We start from the raw sequence: 15,836 nt of genomic DNA, 5'->3' as shown, positions 1-15,836 counted from the left end.
AAGATGATTCGTTAGATGGCTTTCAGCGTGCCTTTCGGCAGAGTCGCGGCGATAGCGACCTTCTGGATCTTCAGCTCGACGGTGTCGGACACCTCGATGACCACGAAGTCATCGGACACCTTGACCACCTTGCCGGCGATGCCGCCGGAGGTGACCACTTCGTCACCTTTCTGCAGGCCGGAGAGCAGGTTCTTGTGCTCCTTGGCGCGCTTGGACTGGGGACGCCAGATCATCAGGTAGAAGATGACCAGGAAACCGATCAGGAAAACCCACTCGAAGCCGGTGCCGGCAGGACCTGCGGCGGCGGCCGGAGCGGCTGCGTCGGCGTAGGCGGCGGGGATCAGAAAGCTCATGTAGCACTCCTGTTGCGGAAATTTGAAAAGTGTTCGGCTTGGAAAAATGCGGCGTTATCAGTCCAGGGGCGGTGTCGGTAGTCCGCGCCGGGCGTAGAAGGCATCGACGAAGTCGGCCAATTTACCCTGTTGAATAGCCTCGCGCAAACCAGCCATCAGGCGCTGGTAATGCCGCAAGTTGTGGATTGTATTCAACATGCTGCCGAGCATTTCGCCGCATTTATCCAGATGGTGGAGATAAGCCCGTGAGAAGTGTTTGCAGGTGTAACAGTCGCAGCCAGGTTCCAGCGGCGAATCATCGTGACGGTGCACGGCGTTGCGGATTTTCAGCACGCCGGTGTCGATGAACAGGTGGCCGTTGCGCGCGTTGCGGGTGGGCATCACGCAGTCGAACATGTCGACGCCACGGCGCACGCCTTCCACCAGGTCCTCCGGCTTGCCGACACCCATGAGGTAGCGCGGCTTGTCCGCCGGCAGGTGCGGCGGGAGGAAGTCGAGCACGCGGATCATCTCTTCCTTGGGCTCGCCCACCGACAACCCGCCGATGGCCAGGCCGTCGAAGCCGATTTCCAGCAGGCCTTCGAGGGAGCGCAGACGAAGCTCCTCGTGCATGCCGCCCTGGACGATGCCGAACAGCGCGGCGGTGTTCTCGCCATGGGCAGCCTTGGAACGCTTGGCCCAGCGCAGCGACAGCTCCATGGAGCGCTTCGCGGTGTCGAAGTCCGCCGGGTACGGGGTGCATTCGTCGAAGATCATCACGATGTCGGAGCCCAGGTCACGCTGGACCTGCATGGACTCCTCGGGCCCCATGAACACCTTGGCGCCATCCACCGGCGAGGCGAAGGTCACGCCCTCTTCCTTGATCTTGCGCATCGCCCCCAGGCTGAACACCTGGAAGCCGCCGGAGTCGGTGAGGATCGGGCCCTGCCACTGCATGAAGTCGTGCAGGTCGCCGTGGCGCTTGATCACCTCGGTACCCGGGCGCAGCCAGAGGTGGAAGGTGTTGCCGAGGATGATCTGCGCACCGATGCCTTCGATATCACGCGGCAGCATCCCCTTCACCGTGCCGTAGGTGCCTACGGGCATGAAGGCGGGCGTCTCGACCACGCCACGGGGGAAAGTCAGGCGCCCGCGACGGGCCTTGCCCTCGGTGGCGAGCAGTTCGAAGCTCATGCGGCAGGTGCGCGTCATGCGAGGTCCTCGGGCCCGCGCGGAGCGGGATTGCGGGTGATGAACATGGCATCACCGTAGCTGAAGAAGCGATAGCCCTGCTCCACCGCCGCCCCGTAGGCGGCCATGGTCTCCGGATAGCCGGCGAAGGCCGAGACCAGCATCAGCAGGGTGGATTCGGGCAGGTGGAAATTGGTGACCAGGGAATCCACCACATGGAAGGGTCGCCCGGGGTACAGGAAAATGTCGGTGTCGCCACTGAAGGGCTTGAGCTGACCATCCCGCGCGGCGCTTTCCAGCGAACGCACGCTGGTGGTGCCGACGGCGATCACGCGCCCGCCGCGCGCCCGGCAGGCGGCGACGGCATTCACCACATCCTGCTTCACCTCGAGCCACTCGCTGTGCATATGGTGGTCCTCGATACGCTCCACCCGTACCGGCTGGAAGGTACCGGCCCCCACGTGCAGGGTGACGAAGGCACGCTCGACGCCCTTGGCGGCGATGGCCTCCAGCAGGGCCTGGTCGAAATGCAGGCCCGCAGTGGGCGCCGCGACGGCACCGGCGTGCTGCGCGTAAACCGTCTGGTAGCGCTCGCGGTCGGCGTCCTCGTCAGGGCGATCTATATAAGGAGGCAACGGCATGTGCCCGACCCGCTCCAGCAGCGGCAGCACCTCTTCGGCGAAGCCCAGCTCGAACAGCGCGTCATGGCGAGCCAGCATGGTGACCTCGGCGCTGCCGTCGATGAGAATCTTCGAACCCGGCTTGGGCGACTTGCTCGAACGGACGTGGGCTAGCACGCGATGGCTGTCCAGCACACGCTCCACCAGGATTTCCAGCTTGCCTCCCGAAGCCTTCTGCCCGAACAGGCGCGCCGGGATCACCCGGGTGTTGTTGAACACCATCAGGTCGCCAGGGCGCAGGTAGTCGAGCAGATCGGCGAAGCCACGGTGGGCCATTTCGCCGCTGACGCCATCAAGCACGAGCAGGCGACTGGCACGTCGCTCGCTCAGCGGGTGGCGGGCGATCAGGTGTTCGGGAAGGTCGAAATGGAAATCGGCAACGCGCATGGTGGGTCGTCTCACAGGGGCGCGAATAGTAGCGGAATTACGCAAATCTGACCACGCAGGCGGATTGACCGCCCCAGGCGCCCTCCCTATACTGCGCCGCCATCGTGCCTCGGTGGCGGAATGGTAGACGCGGCGGATTCAAAATCCGTTTCTGGCGACAGAGTGAGAGTTCGAGTCTCTCCCGGGGCACCACGATCCTTAGGTCGCAAGACCACCTCCCCTCGCATCAATTCGTCCTTGTCTGCGCTGTTCAGCGTTCCCAGAACGACATGTCGTCGCTTGCGCACATGCCGCGTCGAAACTCGCCCGCACGGGGGATTGGCAGCCCCGGACAGTTAGCGTAGAGTGTCACGCACTGTGTTTGCATGGGTCGCTGTTGAATCGTGACCTGATGCAGTAGATCCGACAGATCCGCTACATCCCGCTCGACTTCTCTTACTCTTTGCAACCAGTTCCTAGCCCTCGGCCCAATGTCGGGCAGAGGCTGAAAATCAACTCCAGTTCCAAGGAAATTGAGACATGTCGAATCGTCAAACCGGCACCGTTAAGTGGTTCAACGACGAGAAGGGCTTTGGCTTCATCACCCCCGAGAGCGGTCCGGATCTGTTCGTACACTTCCGCGCCATCGAAGGCAGCGGCTTCCGCAGCCTGAAGGAAGGCCAGAAGGTTACCTTCGAAGCCGTCCAAGGCCAGAAAGGCATGCAAGCTGACAAAGTCCAAGTCCTGGCCTAAGTCGCTGCAAGAGAACCCCTGATGTTTCATCAGGGGTTTTTTTATGCCCGCGTTTCAGTGCCTGCCCTTAGAATGCGGCGTCTTCACACGTCACAAGGGCCCTCCATGCCGAAACACATCCTGCGCCCGGAAGGCGAGTTCCCCACAGCCGGGGCCGTTCGCCGCTTCGCCGCCATCTTCTATGACTTCCTCCTCAGCGTCGCCCTGCTGATGGTGGTCACCCTCTTCTACCAGCAGGTCATCCTGCGCTCGATCTACGGCGGCGAGCGCCTGCGGGAAATGGCCGAGCAGGGCCTGCTGGCCCACGACCCAGTCCTGTCCACCTTGCTGCTCTTCAGCCTGTTCGCCTTCTTCGCCAAGTTCTGGACCCACAACGGCCAGACCCTCGGCATGCAGGTGTGGGGCGTGCGCATCCAGAATCGCGACGGCTCGGCGGTCAGCCTGTGGCAGGCCCTGCTGCGCTTCGTGGTCGCCATGGGTTCCTGGCTCTGCTTCGGCCTCGGCTTCCTGTGGATGCTCTGGGACAAGGACAAACGCACCTGGCACGACCGCTACTCGGAGAGCATCGTGGTGCAACTTCCCAAGAGCGCTCACAAGAAATAGCGAACACAAAAAAGCCGGCTCGAAGCCGGCTTTTTCATGAGCGATCTGATCAGCCAGCCCGGCGCAACAGCCAGACACCTGCCAACGCACAGATACCCGCAGGAATCAGCACCGCCAGGAACGGCGGGAAGCCGAACACCAGGCTCGACGGTCCCAGCAGATCCTGACTGATACGCACCACGAAACCGATGACCACACCGGTGAAGATGCGCTGCCCCAGGGTCACCGAACGCAGCGGCCCGAAGATGAACGAAATCGCCATCAGCACCAGCGCCCCCGTCACCAATGGCTGCAGCAGCTTGGTCCAGAAGGCCAGCCAGTAACGGCTGTTGTTCAGCCCCTGCTCCGCCAGGTAGTGCACATAGCTCCACAAGCCACTGATGGACAAGGCCTCGGGCTCCATCACCACCGTACTGAGCAGTTGCGGGTTGAGCTGGATGTCCCAGCGCTCGCTGCCCGCCTCTACCACCTCGGTGTGGTCGCCACGGAAGTGCGTGGTGGTCACCTCCTCCAACTGCCAGTGATCACCCTGGTACAACGCACGCCGGGCGAAGCTGGCGGCCTGCATGTGCCGCTCACCGTCGAACTCATAGCGGGTCACGCCATAGAGCACGCCATTGGGCTGCACGGCGTTGATGTGCACGAACTCGTTGCCCTGGCGGTGCCACAGGCCGCGCTTGGAGGTCTGGGCCTCGCCGCCGCCCTGCGCCAGGGCGCGGTTGGCCTGGGCCAGGTTCTCGCTCCAGGGCGCCACGTACTCGCCCAGCAGGATGCCCGCCAGCATCAGTACCAGCAGCGGCTTCATCACTGCCCAGACGATACGGCCGATGGAAACACCGGCCGCCCGCATGATGGTCAGCTCACTGCTGCTGGCCAGGGTACCGAGGCCGATCAGGCTGCCGATCAGCGCCGCCATGGGCAGCATCTCGTAGGCGCGGCGCGGCGCGGTGAGCAGCACGTAGCAGATGGCGTCCATCAGGGTGTAGCTGCCCTGGATGTCGCCCAACTCATCGATGAAGGCGAACAGCAGCGCCAGGCTGACGATCACACCCAGCACCGCCAGGATGCCGAAGAACACGCTGGTACCGATGTACCTGTCCAGCTTAGCCATGGGCCACCTCACGAGCGGAACGACGGGCAGCCCACTTCAGGCGGAGCGGTTCCCAGTAGAGCAACAGCAGCCCCACGCTCAGGAAGATGCCATGCACCCACCACAAGCCGAGGGCCATCGGGATCTTGCCCTTGTCGAGCTGGCCACGGGCGGCGATCAGCATCGACAGGTAAGCCATATAAAGAAGGATCGCCGGCAGCAGCTTGAGGAAGCGCCCCTGGCGCGGATTCACCCGCGACAGCGGCACCGCCAGCAGGGTCACCACGAACACCAGCACCGGGATGGACAGGCGCCACTGCAGCTCAGCCTGGTAGCGCGGGTTGTCGCTACCCAGCAGGTCGCGGGTCGGGATCGCCTCGCGCTCGCCGATCTCGGCACTGATCTCCGGCTTCGGCAGGAGAATGCCGTAGGTCCCGTACTTGATGGCCCGGTAGTCGGCCTTGCCCGGATTACCGTCGTAGCGGTAGCCGTTCTCCAGGATCAGGTAACGACTGCCATCCTCATGGATGACCTGGCGCCCGCTCTCAGCCACCAGCACCCCGATGCCCTGCTCCTTGTTGTCCTGGGACAGGCGCTTCTCGGAGATGAACACCCCGCCCAGCTCGCCACGGTCCGCCGACAGGCTCTCGGTGTAGGTCACCCGGTTGCCATTCTTCAGGGTCTGGAAGCGCCCCGGCACCAGGGTGTCGAACTCGGTCAGCGCGTCCTGCTGGTTGAGGATGCGGCCCACCGCCGTCACGCCCTGGGGCGCCAGGCCCAGGCTCAGCCAGGCCACCATCAGTGCGACCAGCGTCGCCGGCGCCAGGCTATACGCCATCAGGCGCTGCTGACTCATGCCAGTGGCGGAAAGCACCGTCATCTCGCTGTCCAGGTACAGCCGACCGTAGGCCAGCAGGAAGCCGAGGAACAGGCCAAGCGGCAGGATCAGCTGGAGGAAGCCCGGTATGCGGTAACCCATGATCAGGAACAGCACGCCAGGGTCCAGGGCACCCTGCGCCGCCTGGGCCAGGTACTTGATGAATCGACCGCTCATGATGATCACCAGCAACACGGCGCTCACCGCGCTGAGGGTCACCAGGACTTCGCGGGACAGGTAACGGAAGACGATCAAACCAGACACTCCAGGGTTGTCAGGCTCAGGCGGCTACGCTCAAACTAGCCGCTTTGTGGCCGGCACGCCCGAACGGGCACGCCACGGAAAATGGCCGGCATTATACCCTGCAATCCCGACTCTTTGTCTTGGGGACATCACATGGAATTCCTCGTCAAAAGCGCACGCCCGGAAACCCTGAAGACCGCCACCCTGGTGGTCGCCGTCGGCGAAGGCCGCAAGCTCGGCACCGCTGCCGGCGCGCTGGACACCGCCACCGGCGGCGTCATCGCCACCCTGCTCAAGCGCGGCGACCTGGCCGGCAAGGTCGGCCAGACCCTGCTGCTGCACAGCCTGCCCAACCTGAAGGCCGACCGCGTGCTGCTGGTCGGCGTCGGCAAGGAGCGCGAGCTGACCGACCATCAGTTCCGCAAGGTGGCCGCTGCCGTTGGCGGCGTGCTCAAGGGCCTGGGCGGCAGCGATGCCGTGCTCACCCTCGGTGAACTCAAGGTCAAGGGCCGCGATGCCTACAGCAAGGCCCGCCTGCTGGTGGAGACCCTGGCCGACGGCAGCTACCGCTTCGACCGTTTCAAGAGCACCAAGGCCGATGCCCCGGCCCTGAAGAAGATCACCCTGCTGGCCGAGAAGGCCGAGCAAGCCGACGTCGAGCGCGGCAGCCTGCACGCCCGCGCCATCGCCACCGGCATGGCCTACACCCGCGACCTGGGCAACCTGCCGCCGAACCTCTGCCACCCCAGCTTCCTCGCCGAGGAAGCCAAGGCCCTGGCCAAGGCCCACAAGAACCTCAAGGTCGAGGTGCTGGACGAGAAGAAGCTCAAGGAGCTCGGCGCCGGCGCCTTCCTTGCCGTCGCCCAAGGCAGCGAGCAGCCGCCACGGATGATCGTGCTCAACTACCAGGGCGGCAAGAAGGACGACAAACCCTTCGCCCTGGTCGGCAAGGGCATCACCTTCGACACCGGCGGCATCAGCATCAAGCCCGCCGCCGGCATGGACGAGATGAAGTACGACATGTGCGGCGCCGCCAGCGTCCTCGGCACCTTCCGTGCCGTGCTGGAGCTGCAGCTGCCGATCAACCTCGTCGGCCTGCTGGCCTGCGCCGAGAACATGCCCAGCGGTGGCGCCACCCGCCCCGGCGACATCGTCACCACCATGAGCGGCCAGACCGTCGAGATCCTCAACACCGACGCCGAAGGCCGCCTGGTGCTGTGCGACACCCTCACCTACGCCGAGCGCTTCAAGCCCCAGGCCGTGATCGACATCGCCACCCTCACCGGAGCCTGCATCGTCGCCCTGGGCGCCAACACCTCCGGCCTGATGGGCAACAACGACGCCCTGGTGAAGCAGATCCTCAAGGCCGGCGAGTACGCCGACGACCGCGCCTGGCAGCTGCCGCTGTTCGAGGAATACCAGGAGCAGCTCGACAGCCCCTTCGCCGACATCGCCAACATCGGCGGCCCCAAGGCCGGCACCATCACCGCCGGATGCTTCCTGTCGCGCTTCGCCAAGAAGTTCCACTGGGCCCACCTGGACATCGCCGGCACCGCCTGGGTCAGCGGCGGCAAGGACAAGGGCGCCACCGGCCGCCCGGTCCCGCTGCTCACCCAGTACCTGCTCGACCGTCTCTGATCCACTGCGACACCTCCCGGCGCCCCAGGCGCCGGGCCTCTTTCCAGGAACACCGAAATGACCCGCGTCGAGTTCTACGTCCTGTCCACCAGTACACCGGCAGACCGCCTGCGCGCCGCCTGCCAGCTGGCCGGCAAGGCCTGGCGCCACGGCATGCCGGTGTTCGTCCGCTGCGCAGACGACGCCCAGGGCCAGGCCCTGGACGAACTGCTCTGGCAGTTCCGTGCCGAGACTTTCATCCCCCACGCCCAGCACGGGGAAGACCCGCACGCCCCGGTGGTCATCGGCCGGGACCAGCAACCCGGCGCCAGCCAGGGCCTGCTGATCAACCTCGACCCGACCCTCTCGCCCCACCTCGGCCACTTCAGCCGGGTCATCGAGATCGTCAACCAGGAGCCAGCCCTGCTTGCCGCCTGCCGGGAGAATTTCCGCACCTACCGGCAGCGGGGCTATGATCCCAAACGAGTCGAACTCTGAGCCGCACCATGGACAACCCCAGCCAGCCTCCCCGCCCGGCCCACCTGCTGGACGACCTCGAGTCCATCCGCGCCCTGCTCGATGAACACACCAGCAGCGAGCCGCCCCTGCTCACCGAATCGGTGGACCCTGCCAGCATCCCCCTGCTGTCCGAGATCGTCGAACCGCCGCCGTTCAGCCTCAGCCCCGCACCCGCGCCCCAGGCCGCCCAGCCTGCAACGCCCGCCGCCCCGCGCCCGGCGCAAGCGCCGACGCCCGCCCCCGTGAAGGCCGCCGACCCCGTATCGCCCGTCGCCCCGGCTCCTGCAGCGCCCAGTGCCGCCCAGCCCTCCGTGCGCGCCGGCGTAGAAGCCGCCACGCAAACCCAGCTCGATCGCCTGGACGGCGAGCTGCGCGCCGCCGCCCAACTGATCCTGCAGGACGTCATCGACGACTTCGTCCCGCAGATCGAAGCCGAGCTCAAGCGCCGCCTCAACGCCCGCCTCGCCCGCCTGCTTCCCCAACTGCCGCGACGCAGCTGACCGCCTGCTTAGCGGCCTTTGGCCGCCTGGGTTTTGCCCGTTATACTCGGCGGCTTTCCGATCAGTTGCCGACACGGTCCCGCCGCACACATGGACAAGACCTACCAGCCCCACGCCATCGAAACTTCCTGGTACCAGACCTGGGAGAAGAACAACTACTTCGCCCCGCAAGGTTCCGGCGAGCCCTACACCATCATGATCCCGCCGCCGAACGTCACCGGCAGCCTGCACATGGGCCACGGCTTCAACAACGCGATCATGGATGCGCTGATCCGCTTCCGCCGCATGCAGGGCCGCAACACCCTGTGGCAGCCCGGTACCGACCACGCCGGCATCGCCACCCAGATGGTGGTGGAGCGCCAACTGGCCGCCCAGGGCATCAGCCGCCATGACCTCGGCCGCGAGCAGTTCCTTGACAAGGTCTGGGAGTGGAAGGAACAGTCCGGCGGTACCATCACCCGCCAGATCCGCCGCCTCGGCTCCTCCGTCGACTGGTCGCGCGAGCGCTTCACCATGGACGACGGCCTCTCCGAAGCGGTCAAGGAAGCCTTCGTGCGCCTGCACGAAGACGGCCTGATCTACCGCGGCAAGCGCCTGGTCAACTGGGACACCAAGTTCCACACCGCCATCTCCGACCTCGAAGTGGAGAACCACGACGAGAAAGGCCACCTGTGGAACCTGCGCTACCCCCTGGCCGACGGCAAGAAGACCGCCGAAGGCAACGGCTACCTGATCGTCGCCACCACCCGCCCGGAAACCATGCTGGGTGACAGCGCCGTCGCCGTGCACCCGGAAGACGAACGCTACAAGGCCCTGATCGGCAGCTTCGTCGAACTGCCCCTGGTCGGCCGCCGCATCCCCATCGTCGCCGACGACTACTGCGACCCCGAGTTCGGCACCGGCTGCGTCAAGATCACCCCCGCCCACGACTTCAACGACTACGAAGTCGGCAAGCGCCACGACCTGCCGCTGATCAACATCTTCGACAAGAACGCCGCCGTGCTCGCCACCGCCCAGGTGTTCAACCTCGACGGCAGCGTCAACGACAGCCTCGACGCCACCCTCCCGGCCCAGTTCGCCGGCCTCGACCGCTTCGAAGCACGCAAGCAGATCGTCGCCGCCTTCGAACAGCTCGGCCTGCTGGAGAAGATCGAAGACCACGCCCTCAAGGTGCCCAAGGGCGACCGTTCCGGCACCGTCATCGAACCCTGGCTGACCGACCAGTGGTACGTCTCCACCAAGCCCCTGGCCGAACCGGCCATCGCCGCCGTGGAAGATGGCCGCATCCAGTTCGTGCCCAAGCAGTACGAGAACATGTACTTCTCCTGGATGCGTGACATCCAGGACTGGTGCATCAGCCGCCAGCTCTGGTGGGGCCACCGCATCCCCGCCTGGTACGACGAAGCCGGCAACGTCTACGTCGGCCGCGACGAGGCCGAAGTCCGCGCCAAGCACAACCTCGGCGACCAGCCGCTGCGCCAGGACGAAGACGTCCTCGACACCTGGTTCAGCTCCGGCCTGTGGACCTTCTCCACCCTCGGCTGGCCGGAACAGACCGAGTTCCTCAAGACCTTCCACCCCACCGACGTCCTGGTCACCGGCTTCGACATCATCTTCTTCTGGGTCGCCCGCATGATCATGCTGACCATGCACCTGGTGAAGAACGAGGACGGCACCCCGCAGGTGCCGTTCAAGACCGTCTACGTCCACGGCCTGGTGCGCGACGGCCAGGGCCAGAAGATGTCCAAGTCCAAGGGCAACGTCCTCGACCCGCTGGACATCGTCGACGGCATCACCCTCGACGCCCTGCTGGAGAAACGCACCAGCGGCATGATGCAGCCCAAGCTCGCCGAGAAGATCGCCAAGCAGACCCGCATCGAGTTCCCCGACGGCATCAACAGCTTCGGCACCGACGCCCTGCGCTTCACCTTCTGCTCGCTGGCCTCCACCGGTCGCGACATCAAGTTCGACATGGGCCGCGTCGAGGGCTACCGCAACTTCTGCAACAAGCTGTGGAACGCCGCCAACTTCGTCATCGAGAACACCGACGGCCAGGACACCGGCGTCAACGGCGAAGCCGTCGACCTCTCCTCCGTCGACCGCTGGATCATCAGCCAGCTGCAGCGCACCGAAGCCGAAGTCACCCGCCAGCTCGACGCCTTCCGCTTCGACCTGGCCGCCCAGGCCCTCTACGAGTTCGTCTGGGACGAGTACTGCGCCTGGTACCTCGAACTGGTCAAACCCGTGCTCTGGGACGAGAACGCCCCCATCGAGCGCCAGCGCGGCACCCGCCGTACCCTGGTGCGCGTACTGGAGGTCATCCTGCGCCTGGCCCACCCGTTCATGCCCTTCATCACCGAAGAGATCTGGCAGCGCATCAAGGGCCAGGCCGGCGTCAGCGGCGACACCCTCATGCTGCAGCCCTGGCCGGTGGCCAACGAAAGCCGCATCGACGCCGCTGCCGAAGGCGACATCGAATGGGTCAAGACCCTGATGCTCGGCGTGCGCCAGATCCGTGGCGAGATGAAGATCTCCATGGCCAAGCGCATCGACATCATCGTCGCCAACACCAATGCCGAAGACCTGCGCCGCCTGGCCGACTTCGAGCCCCTGCTGAACAAGCTGGCCAAGCTCGAATCCGTCCGCGTCCTGGCAAGCGGCGAGGAAGCCCCCATGTCCGCCACCGCCCTGGTGGGCGACATGCAGGTGCTGGTGCCCATGGCCGGCCTGATCGACAAGGACGCCGAACTGGCGCGCCTGGACAAGGAAATCCAGCGCCTGGACGGCGAGGTCAAGCGCGTCGGCGGCAAGCTCGCCAACGAAGGCTTCGTCGCCAAGGCCCCGGCCGAGGTGCTCGAGAAGGAGCGCGCCAAGCTGGCCGAGGCCGAACAGGCCCTGGCCAACCTCACCGAGCAGCGCGGGCGCATCGCCAGCCTGTGAAGCACAAGAGCCCGCCCATCGACAGATCGGCGGGCTTTTTACTCCCTGCGACCCCGTTCACCGCTGAAAGGATGTCCCCATGTACGCGCTGATGGCCCTGCTGTTCATCGCCGGTTACCTGTGCATCGCCCTGGAACACCCGCTCAAGGTGGACAAGGCCGCCTCGGCCCTGATCACCGCCGTCCTCTGCTGGACCGCCCTGGTCCTCGGCGTCGACAGCATCGCCCCCGGCCTGGCCCAGGGTGAGCACGGCGTCAGCGGCGAACTGCGCCACCACCTGGGGGAAATCTCCGAGATCCTGTTCTTCCTGCTCGGCGCCATGACCATCGTCGAACTGGTCGATGCCCACGAAGGCTTCAAGGTCATCACCGACCGCATCCAGACCCACAAGCGCGTCACCCTGCTCTGGCTGATCGGTTTCATCACCTTCTTCCTCTCCGCCGTGCTGGACAACCTCACCACCACCATCGTCATGGTGTCCCTGCTGCGCAAACTGATCCGCCACCAGCACGAACGCTGGTTCTACGCCGGCATCGTGGTGATCGCCGCCAACGCCGGCGGCGCCTGGTCCCCCATCGGCGACGTCACCACCACTATGCTCTGGATCGGCCACCAGATCAGCGCCAGCGGCATCATCACCAGCCTGTTCATCCCCAGCCTGGTGTGCCTGCTGGTCCCCCTCGTCATCCTCAGCTTCATCCTGCGGGGCGAATTCCAGCGTCCCGACGACGAAGCCGACGCCGCCGAGCACGACCCCACCACCCCCTTCGAGCGCAACCTGGTGTTCGTCCTCGGCCTCGGCGCCCTGCTCTTCGTCCCGGTGTTCAAGAGCATCACCCACCTGCCGCCGTACATGGGCATCCTCCTCGGCCTCGGCGTCCTCTGGGTCGTCACCGAATGGCTGCACCGTGGCAAGCACGACGAAGACAAGCACCCGCTCTCGGTGATCGGCGTCCTGCGGCGCATCGACACCCCCAGCATCCTGTTCTTCCTCGGCATCCTCCTGGCCGTCTCCAGCCTCGCCACCGCCGGCCACCTCACCCAGGTCGCCGCCGCCCTCAAGGACAGCCTCGGCAACGTCTACGCCATCAACATCGCCATCGGCCTGCTGTCCTCCGTGGTCGACAACGTGCCCCTGGTGGCCGGCGCCATGAAGATGTACCCGCTGGCCACCCCCGAGGCCGTCGCCGCAGCCGGCGACCAGGCCGGCTGGCTCGGCCACTTCGTCGTCGACGGCACCTTCTGGGAACTCCTCGCCTTCTGCGCCGGCACCGGCGGCAGCTGCCTCATCATCGGCTCCGCCGCCGGCGTCGCCGCCATGGGCATGGAGCGCATCGACTTCCTCTGGTACCTCAAGCGCATCAGCCTCCTGGCCCTGCTCGGCTACCTCGCCGGCGCCGCCACCTACATCGGCCTCGCCCAGCTCTGAAGGGAACGACACGGATGTCCAGCCCGATCCAGCTGCAATTCGAATCCACCCTGCCCATCACGGCAGAGACCGCCTGGCGCTGGATCACCGACGTCGACCTGCTGCGCGCGGAAATGCGCCCCTGGCTGCGCATGAGCGTCCCGCCCGGCGTCCGCTCCCTCGACGACCTCACCCTCATACCGGGACGCCCCCTGTTCACCAGCCGCCTCTGGCTGCTCGGCTGCCTGCCCATGGGCCACTCCCACCTCACGCTGGAATCCCTCGAACCCGGCCACGGCTTCGTCGAAGCCTCCCCCATGACCGGCATGCGCCTGTGGCGCCACGAACGCACCCTGCACGCCGTCGAAGGCGGCGTACGGCTCTGCGACCGGTTGACCTTCGAGCCCTACCTGGCCGCTACGCTGGTTCGCACCCTCACCCGTTTCTTCTTCAATCAACGCCACCGGGTACTCCGGCACCGAGCCACCACCACGAATTAGCGCCCCAGCCCCTGGCCCGACGCCCCTCGCCTGCCTCGACAAGGACCTGCCATGGAAACCAGCAAGACCCGCACCAGCTTCTACCGCCGCCTCTACGTCGCCTGGCTGATCGACAGCGGCACCGCCACCAGCGTCCCCGCGCTGATGGCGGCCACCGGCATGCCCCGCCGCACCGCCCAGGACACCCTCGCCGCCCTCGCCGAACTGGACATCGACTGCCGCTTCGACCAGGCCGAAGGCGAGCGCAACAACAGCGGCCACTACCGCATCCACGACTGGGGCCCCATCGACCCGGCCTGGATCGATGCCAACCTGAGCCCGATCAAGGCGGTGCTCGGCTATCCCTGACAAGCTGCCGCCGCGTCAGAAACAGGAAGCCCCGCGTGAACAACGACCTGCTGATGGTCCTCGGCCTGCTGGCCGGCGCCGTCACCCTATTCGCCCTCAACCGCCCGCGCATGGACGTGGTCGCCCTGCTGGTGCTCGTCGCCCTGCCCCTCACCGGCGTGCTCGACACCAGCGAAGCCCTGTCCGGCTTCAGCGACCCCAACGTGGTGCTGATCGCCGCCCTCTTCATCATCGGCGACGGCCTGGTGCGCACCGGCATCGCCTACCGCCTGGGCGACTGGCTGGTGGCCAGGGCCGGCAGCAGCGAAACGCGCCTGCTGGTCCTGCTGATGCTGGCCGCTGCCGGGCTCGGCTCGGTGATGAGCTCCACCGGCGTGGTGGCCATCTTCATCCCGGTTGCCCTCGGCGTCGCATCGCGCCTGCGCATTCCGCCGGGCCGGCTGATGATGCCGCTGGCCTTCGCCGGGCTCATCAGCGGCATGCTCACCCTGGTGGCCACCGCCCCCAACCTGGTGGTCCACGCCGAGCTCAAGCGCGCCGGCCTGGAGGGCTTCGGCTTCTTCAGCATGACCCCGGTGGGGCTCGCCGTACTGGTCCTCGGCATCGGCTACATGCTGCTGGTACGCCGCTGGCTCACCCCACGGGGCGATGACGGCAACGCCAATGCCCCACGCCTGACCCTCGCCGACCTCGCCCGTGCCTACCGCCTGGACGAACGCGAGCGACGCCTGCGGGTGCGCGCCGACTCGCCCCTGGCCTGCCAGGCCCTCAACGAACTGGAGCTGCGCAGCCAGTACGGCATCAACGTCATCGCCGTGGAACGCCAGCGGCGCTTCCGCACCCTGCTGCTGATGGCCACCGGCGACACCCAGCTGGAGCCCGGCGACGTGCTGCTGGTGGACCTGGCCAGCCCCGCCATCGGCCTGCTCGGCGCCTACCAGCAACTGGGGCTGGAACCCATGCCCCTGGCCGACTCCTACTTCAGCCTGCACGCCCACCAGCTCGGCCTGGCCGAAGTGGCCATGCCGCCGGAATCCCAACTGCCGGGCAAGACCATCCAGGAACTGGGCTTCCGCACCCGCCACAAGCTCAACGTGGTCGGCCTGCGCCGGAGCGGCAAGGCCCTGGAAGGGGTGCTGGTGGACGAGAAGCTCAAGGCCTCCGACACCCTGCTGGTGGCCGGCGAATGGCGGGCCATCCACCGCCTGCAGGGGCTGAGCCGCGACTTCCTGGTGCTCAGCCTGCCGGCCGAGGTGGACGAGGTCGCCCCCACTGCGCGCAAGGCGCCCTACGCCCTGCTCAGCCTGGGGGTGATGATCGCGCTGATGGTGTCCGGGCTGGTGCCCAACGTGCTCGCTGCACTGATCGGCTGCCTGCTGATGGGCGCCTTCCGCTGCATCGACCTGGACAGCGCCTACCGCGCCATCCACTGGCCGACCCTGGTGCTGATCGTAGGCATGCTGCCTTTCGCCACCGCCCTGCAGCGCACCGGCGGCATCGACCTCGCCGTACAGGGCCTGGTCGCCCTGCTCGGCAACGCCGGGCCGTACGCCATGCTGGCCAGCCTGTTCGCCGTCACCGCGCTGATCGGCCTGTTCATCTCCAACACCGCCACTGCCGTGCTCATGGGCCCGGTGGCCATCGCCACGGCGCAGCAACTGGGCGCCTCGCCGCTGCCCTTCGCGCTGATCGTCGCCCTTGCCGCCTCGGCCGCCTTCATGACGCCCATCTCCTCCCCGGTGAACACCCTGGTGGTCGGCCCCGGGCATTACCGCTTCGGCGACTTCGTGAAGATCGGCGTGCCCTTCACCCTGCTGGTGATGCTCGTCAGCGTGGTGCTGGTGCCCTGGCTGTTCCCGCTCTGAGCGG

At 66.3% G+C, this 15,836-nt stretch carries 15 protein-coding genes and 1 tRNA gene; 11 read left to right on the top strand and 5 right to left on the bottom strand.

Annotated elements, in window-relative coordinates; all coding sequences use genetic code 11:
- Positions 1–11: 11 nt before the first annotated feature.
- From yajC to queA, 3 genes are read right to left on the bottom strand one after another with little or no spacing between them, the layout of a single operon-like run.
- Positions 12–353, bottom strand: a complete 342-nt coding sequence (gene yajC, locus RTK35_RS19825; RefSeq protein ID WP_044406020.1) for a preprotein translocase subunit YajC — start codon at positions 351–353, stop codon at positions 12–14.
- 57 nt (positions 354–410) lie between these two features.
- A complete protein-coding gene (gene tgt, locus RTK35_RS19820) occupies positions 411–1,526 on the bottom strand; it encodes a tRNA guanosine(34) transglycosylase Tgt (protein ID WP_162484937.1) in 1,116 nt (371 codons plus the stop codon).
- A 14-nt stretch (positions 1,527–1,540) separates the two neighbouring features.
- Complete coding sequence (gene queA / locus RTK35_RS19815; protein ID WP_316908803.1) at positions 1,541–2,590, bottom strand: tRNA preQ1(34) S-adenosylmethionine ribosyltransferase-isomerase QueA; 1,050 nt, start codon at positions 2,588–2,590, stop codon at positions 1,541–1,543.
- Positions 2,591–2,696: 106 nt separating this feature from the next.
- On the opposite strand from queA, the gene RTK35_RS19810 reads away from it, so the two are divergent.
- The 3 genes from RTK35_RS19810 to RTK35_RS19800 all read left to right on the top strand — a co-directional run bounded on the left by RTK35_RS19810 (position 2,697) and on the right by RTK35_RS19800 (position 3,925).
- Positions 2,697–2,782: transfer RNA gene (locus RTK35_RS19810), tRNA-Leu, on the top strand.
- Between the two features lie 327 nt (positions 2,783–3,109).
- The gene (locus RTK35_RS19805) at positions 3,110–3,322 is read left to right on the top strand and encodes a cold-shock protein (RefSeq protein ID WP_044406025.1); all 213 of its coding nucleotides are present in this window, start codon (positions 3,110–3,112) and stop codon (positions 3,320–3,322) included.
- A gap of 105 nt (positions 3,323–3,427) precedes the next feature.
- Entirely contained in the window at positions 3,428–3,925 is a 498-nt protein-coding gene (locus tag RTK35_RS19800; protein WP_172434559.1) for an RDD family protein, read from the top strand.
- Positions 3,926–3,974: 49 nt separating this feature from the next.
- Here RTK35_RS19800 and lptG read toward each other — a convergent pair whose 3' ends face one another.
- Positions 3,975–5,036: an LPS export ABC transporter permease LptG gene (gene lptG / locus RTK35_RS19795; protein ID WP_074970853.1), complete on the bottom strand. Its 1,062-nt coding sequence runs from the start codon at positions 5,034–5,036 to the stop codon at positions 3,975–3,977.
- The gene (gene lptF / locus RTK35_RS19790; RefSeq protein ID WP_044406030.1) at positions 5,029–6,147 is read right to left on the bottom strand and encodes an LPS export ABC transporter permease LptF; all 1,119 of its coding nucleotides are present in this window, start codon (positions 6,145–6,147) and stop codon (positions 5,029–5,031) included. Before lptF ends, lptG begins: the two co-directional genes overlap by 8 nt.
- A gap of 141 nt (positions 6,148–6,288) precedes the next feature.
- Between lptF and RTK35_RS19785 the strand changes: the two genes are divergently transcribed.
- The 8 genes from RTK35_RS19785 (at position 6,289) to RTK35_RS19750 (ending at position 15,832) form a co-directional block, all read left to right on the top strand.
- Positions 6,289–7,773: a leucyl aminopeptidase gene (locus RTK35_RS19785; protein ID WP_316908802.1), complete on the top strand. Its 1,485-nt coding sequence runs from the start codon at positions 6,289–6,291 to the stop codon at positions 7,771–7,773.
- 57 nt (positions 7,774–7,830) lie between these two features.
- Positions 7,831–8,250 (top strand): DNA polymerase III subunit chi, encoded by a 420-nt coding sequence (locus RTK35_RS19780; protein WP_069559346.1) that lies wholly within the window; start codon positions 7,831–7,833, stop codon positions 8,248–8,250.
- A gap of 8 nt (positions 8,251–8,258) precedes the next feature.
- Positions 8,259–8,771, top strand: coding sequence for a DNA polymerase III subunit chi (locus RTK35_RS19775; RefSeq protein ID WP_182850904.1), 513 nt, complete (start codon positions 8,259–8,261; stop codon positions 8,769–8,771).
- Positions 8,772–8,861: 90 nt separating this feature from the next.
- Complete coding sequence (locus RTK35_RS19770) at positions 8,862–11,711, top strand: valine--tRNA ligase (protein ID WP_208276412.1); 2,850 nt, start codon at positions 8,862–8,864, stop codon at positions 11,709–11,711.
- A 79-nt stretch (positions 11,712–11,790) separates the two neighbouring features.
- On the top strand, positions 11,791–13,140 hold the full coding sequence (gene nhaD, locus RTK35_RS19765) for a sodium:proton antiporter NhaD (RefSeq protein ID WP_316908801.1): 1,350 nt from the start codon (positions 11,791–11,793) through the stop codon (positions 13,138–13,140).
- 14 nt (positions 13,141–13,154) lie between these two features.
- Positions 13,155–13,619, top strand: a complete 465-nt coding sequence (locus tag RTK35_RS19760) for a hypothetical protein (protein ID WP_316908800.1) — start codon at positions 13,155–13,157, stop codon at positions 13,617–13,619.
- Between the two features lie 51 nt (positions 13,620–13,670).
- Entirely contained in the window at positions 13,671–13,967 is a 297-nt protein-coding gene (locus RTK35_RS19755; protein ID WP_142014889.1) for a helix-turn-helix domain-containing protein, read from the top strand.
- Positions 13,968–14,002: 35 nt separating this feature from the next.
- The gene (locus RTK35_RS19750) at positions 14,003–15,832 is read left to right on the top strand and encodes an SLC13 family permease (protein ID WP_316908798.1); all 1,830 of its coding nucleotides are present in this window, start codon (positions 14,003–14,005) and stop codon (positions 15,830–15,832) included.
- Positions 15,833–15,836: the final 4 nt, after the last annotated feature.

Source organism: Pseudomonas sp. zfem003 (genome assembly GCF_032621675.1).
GTDB lineage: Bacteria > Pseudomonadota > Gammaproteobacteria > Pseudomonadales > Pseudomonadaceae > Metapseudomonas > Metapseudomonas otitidis.
The sequence above is the reverse complement of the archived record's forward strand: the minus strand, read 5'-3'. Positions and strand labels throughout refer to the sequence as shown.

Coding starts and splice junctions, on each gene's coding strand:
- yajC (WP_044406020.1), bottom strand. CDS start 353: ATGAGCTTTCTGATCCCCGCCGCCTACGCCGACGCAGCCGCTCCGGCC.
- tgt (WP_162484937.1), bottom strand. CDS start 1,526: ATGAGCTTCGAACTGCTCGCCACCGAGGGCAAGGCCCGTCGCGGGCGC.
- queA (WP_316908803.1), bottom strand. CDS start 2,590: ATGCGCGTTGCCGATTTCCATTTCGACCTTCCCGAACACCTGATCGCC.
- RTK35_RS19805 (WP_044406025.1), top strand. CDS start 3,110: ATGTCGAATCGTCAAACCGGCACCGTTAAGTGGTTCAACGACGAGAAG.
- RTK35_RS19800 (WP_172434559.1), top strand. CDS start 3,428: ATGCCGAAACACATCCTGCGCCCGGAAGGCGAGTTCCCCACAGCCGGG.
- lptG (WP_074970853.1), bottom strand. CDS start 5,036: ATGGCTAAGCTGGACAGGTACATCGGTACCAGCGTGTTCTTCGGCATC.
- RTK35_RS19785 (WP_316908802.1), top strand. CDS start 6,289: ATGGAATTCCTCGTCAAAAGCGCACGCCCGGAAACCCTGAAGACCGCC.
- RTK35_RS19780 (WP_069559346.1), top strand. CDS start 7,831: ATGACCCGCGTCGAGTTCTACGTCCTGTCCACCAGTACACCGGCAGAC.
- RTK35_RS19775 (WP_182850904.1), top strand. CDS start 8,259: ATGGACAACCCCAGCCAGCCTCCCCGCCCGGCCCACCTGCTGGACGAC.
- RTK35_RS19770 (WP_208276412.1), top strand. CDS start 8,862: ATGGACAAGACCTACCAGCCCCACGCCATCGAAACTTCCTGGTACCAG.
- nhaD (WP_316908801.1), top strand. CDS start 11,791: ATGTACGCGCTGATGGCCCTGCTGTTCATCGCCGGTTACCTGTGCATC.
- RTK35_RS19760 (WP_316908800.1), top strand. CDS start 13,155: ATGTCCAGCCCGATCCAGCTGCAATTCGAATCCACCCTGCCCATCACG.
- RTK35_RS19755 (WP_142014889.1), top strand. CDS start 13,671: ATGGAAACCAGCAAGACCCGCACCAGCTTCTACCGCCGCCTCTACGTC.